General features: G+C 67.2%; 2 protein-coding genes. Both read right to left on the reverse strand.

Translation table 11 applies throughout. The annotated features are described in order from the left end of the window. Positions 1–54: 54 nt before the first annotated feature. Entirely contained in the window at positions 55–3,930 is a 3,876-nt protein-coding gene (locus KME77_RS00005; RefSeq protein ID WP_219459806.1) for a DNA-directed RNA polymerase subunit beta', read from the reverse strand. Between the two features lie 17 nt (positions 3,931–3,947). Next, a partial coding sequence (locus KME77_RS00010) for a DNA-directed RNA polymerase subunit beta (protein WP_443679001.1) occupies positions 3,948–4,369 on the reverse strand: 422 nt, incomplete at its 5' end.

Genomic DNA, 4,369 nt, shown 5'->3' on the forward strand with positions numbered 1-4,369 from the left:
CGCGCCGCTGACGGGGCCGGGGCGATTTCGACCCGGGCGCGGTGTTTGTCTGGCTCAGCGGTTGTACTGACCGAAGTCGTACTCCTCCAGCGGGACGGCCTCGCCGCTACCCGTGCCGAAGGTGTAGTCCGCGGCGGACCCGTCGTAACCACCGACGGTGTACATGGCCGCCTTGGCCTCCTCGGTCGGCTCGACCCGGATGTTGCGGTACTGGGGCATGCCGGTACCGGCCGGGATGAGCTTGCCGATGATCACGTTCTCCTTCAGGCCCAGCAGCGAGTCGGACTTGGCGTGGATCGCCGCGTCCGTCAGCACCCTGGTCGTCTCCTGGAAGGAGGCCGCCGACAGCCACGACTCGGTGGCCAGCGACGCCTTCGTGATGCCCATGAGCACCGGACGACCGGCGGCCGGGGAGCCGCCCTCCGCCACGGTCTCGCGGTTCATCTGCTCGAAGCGCGGACGCTCCACCAGCTCGCCGGGCAGCAGGTCGGTCTCGCCGGACTCCAGCACGTTCACGCGCTTGAGCATCTGCCGCACGATGATCTCGATGTGCTTGTCGTGGATCGACACGCCCTGCGAGCGGTACACCTGCTGGACCTCGGCCACCAGGTGCAGCTGCACGGCACGCGGGCCGAGGATGCGCAGCACCTCGTTCGGGTTGACCGCACCGGCGATCAGCTGCTGACCGACCGTCACGCGCTGCCCGTCGGAGACGAGCAGGCGCGAGCGCATCGAGACCGGGTACGCGATCTCCTCCGAACCGTCGTCCGGAGTGATGACGATCTTGCGCGCCTTGTCGGTCTCGTCGATGCGGGCCCTGCCCTCGGCCTCGGAGATCGGGGCGACACCCTTGGGGATGCGCGCCTCGAACAGCTCCTGGACACGGGGCAGACCGTGGGTGATGTCGGCGCCCGCCACACCACCGGTGTGGAAGGTACGCATCGTCAGCTGCGTGCCGGGCTCACCGATCGACTGGGCGGCGATGATGCCGACCGCCTCGCCGACGTCCACGAGCTTGCCGGTGGCCAGCGAGCGGCCGTAGCAGGTGGCGCAGACACCGATCTTGGCCTCGCAGACGAGCGCGCTGCGCGTCCGGACGGTCTCGATGCCGGCCTCGACCAGCGCGGTGACGTGGATGTCGTTGATGTCGACACCCGCCGCCGCGATGACCTTGCCGTCCACCTCGACGTCCTCGGCCAGGATGCGGCCGTGCACGTTGGACTCGGCGTTCTCCGCCTTGACCAGGTTGCCGGACGCGTCGCGGTCGGCGACGTGCAGCGGGACCGCGCGGTCGGTGCCGCAGTCGATCTCACGCACGATGACGTCCTGCGCGACGTCCACCAGACGACGGGTCAGGTAACCCGAGTCGGCGGTACGCAGGGCGGTGTCGGCCAGACCCTTCCGCTGACCGTGGGTGGAGATGAAGTACTCCAGCACCGACAGGCCCTCGCGGAACGAGGCCTTGATCGGACGCGGGATCGTCTCACCCTTGGTGTTGGACACCAGGCCGCGGATGCCGGCGATCTGACGCACCTGCATCTTGTTGCCTCGGGCGCCGGAGTTGACCATCATCCAGACCGGGTTGGTCGCCGGGAAGGCGTTGACCATGTCGGTCTCGACGTCGGCCGTCGCGTGGGTCCAGATCTCGATGAGCTCCTGACGGCGCTCCTCGTCGGTGATCAGGCCGCGCTCGTACTCGCGCTGGACCTTGTCGGCCCGGCGCTCGTAGTTCTCCATGATGTCGGCCTTGTTGGGCGGCGCGACGACGTCGTCGATCGAGATCGTGACGCCGGAACGGGTCGCCCAGCGGAAGCCGGCGTCCTTGAGCGCGTCGAGCGAGTTGGCGACGTCGACCTTGGGGTAGGTCTCGGCCAGCTCGTTGACGATCGTGGACAGCTGCTTCTTGCCGACCTGGAAGTTGACGAACGGGTAGCTCGACGGCAGCGTCTGGTTGAACAGGCACCGGCCGAACGTCGTCTCCAGGCGGATCGGGTCACCCTGCTCCCAGCCCTCCGGCGCGACCCACTCGCGAGGCGGCAGGACGTCCTTGAGCCGGATCTGGATCTTCGCCTGGATCTCCAGCTCGTGGCGGTCGAAGGCCATCTGGGCCTCGGCGATCGAGCCGAAGACCCGGCCCTCGCCGGTGGCGCCTTCCTTCTGGGTGGTCAGCCAGTAGAGGCCGATGACCATGTCCTGGGTGGGCATCGTCACGGGCTTGCCGTCGGCCGGCTTGAGGATGTTGTTGGTCGAGAGCATCAGGATGCGTGCCTCGGCCTGGGCCTCAGCCGACAGCGGCAGGTGCACGGCCATCTGGTCGCCGTCGAAGTCCGCGTTGAACGCGGTGCAGACGAGCGGGTGGATCTGGATGGCCTTGCCCTCGACCAGCTGCGGCTCGAACGCCTGGATGCCCAGACGGTGGAGCGTGGGCGCCCGGTTGAGCAGCACGGGGTGCTCGGTGATGACCTCTTCGAGCACGTCCCACACCACGGGGCGGGCGCGCTCGACCATCCGCTTGGCCGACTTGATGTTCTGGGCGTGGTTGAGGTCGACCAGCCTCTTCATCACGAACGGCTTGAACAGCTCCAGCGCCATCTGCTTGGGCAGACCGCACTGGTGCAGCTTGAGCTGCGGGCCGACGACGATGACCGAACGGCCGGAGTAGTCGACTCGCTTGCCCAGCAGGTTCTGGCGGAAACGCCCCTGCTTGCCCTTGAGCATGTCGCTCAGGGACTTCAGCGGCCTGTTGCCGGGACCGGTCACCGGGCGGCCACGACGGCCGTTGTCGAACAGCGCGTCGACGGCCTCCTGGAGCATCCGCTTCTCGTTGTTCACGATGATCTCGGGGGCGCCGAGGTCGAGCAGACGCTTGAGCCGGTTGTTGCGGTTGATGACCCGGCGGTACAGGTCGTTCAGGTCGGAGGTGGCGAACCGGCCACCGTCGAGCTGCACCATCGGGCGCAGGTCCGGCGGGATGACCGGGATGCAGTCGAGCACCATGCCGCGCGGCGAGTTGGTGGTGTTCAGGAACGCCGAGACGACCTTGAGCCGCTTGAGGGCGCGGGCCTTCTTCTGGCCCTTGCCGCTGCGGATCGTCTCCTTCAGGTTCTCGGCCTCGGCGTCGAGGTCGAAGCTGATCAGACGGTCCTGGATCGCCTGCGCGCCCATGCCGCCCTTGAAGTAGCGGCCGAAGCGGTCGCGCATCTCGCGGTAGAGCAGCTCGTCGCCCTCGAGGTCCTGGACCTTGAGGTTCTTGAAGCGGCTCCAGACCTCGTCGAGCCGGTCCAGCTCACGCTGGGCCCGGTCGCGGAGCTGACGCATCTCGCGCTCGGCGCCCTCACGGACCTTGCGGCGCTGGTCGCCCTTGGCGCCGGCGGCCTCAAGCTCGGCCAGGTCGCCTTCGAGCTTCTTCTGCCTGGCCTCGACGTCGGCGTCACGGCGCTGCTCGATGTGCTGCCGCTCGACGGAGATCTTCGCCTCCAGCGAGGGCAGGTCACGCTCACGCATGTCGGTGTCGACGTGCGTGATCATGTAGGCCGCGAAGTAGATGACCTTCTCCAGGTCCTTCGGGGCCAGGTCGAGCAGGTAGCCGAGGCGCGACGGGACGCCCTTGAAGTACCAGATGTGCGTGACGGGCGCGGCCAGCTCGATGTGGCCCATCCGCTCACGGCGCACCTTGGCGCGGGTCACCTCGACGCCACAGCGCTCACAGATGATGCCCTTGAACCGGACGCGCTTGTACTTGCCGCAGTAGCACTCCCAGTCGCGGGTCGGACCGAAGATCTTCTCGCAGAAGAGCCCGTCCTTTTCCGGCTTGAGAGTCCGGTAGTTGATGGTCTCCGGCTTCTTCACCTCGCCGTGCGACCACTGACGAATGTCGTCGGCCGTCGCGAGGCCGATCCTGAGCTCGTCGAAGAAGTTGACGTCTAGCATTTTGTGCGATCTCCCCCTCAGACTTCTTCCACGCTGCTCGGCTCACGCCGGGACAGATCGATTCCGAGCTCTTCCGCGGCGCGGAAGACGTCCTCGTCGGTGTCGCGCATCTCGATCGACATGCCGTCGCTGGACAGCACCTCGACGTTGAGACACAGCGACTGCATCTCCTTGATGAGCACCTTGAAGGATTCGGGAATTCCCGGCTCGGGGATGTTCTCGCCCTTGACGATCGCCTCGTAGACCTTGACCCGGCCCAGGACGTCGTCGGACTTGATGGTCAGCAGCTCCTGCAGCGCGTAGGCGGCACCGTAGGCCTCCAGCGCCCACACCTCCATCTCACCGAAGCGCTGGCCACCGAACTGGGCCTTACCGCCGAGCGGCTGCTGGGTGATCATCGAGTACGGGCCGGTCGACCGCGCGTGGATCTTGTCGTCGA

It is taken from the genome of Nonomuraea rhizosphaerae, from assembly GCF_019396405.1.
Taxonomy (GTDB): Bacteria; Actinomycetota; Actinomycetes; order Streptosporangiales; family Streptosporangiaceae; genus Nonomuraea; species Nonomuraea rhizosphaerae.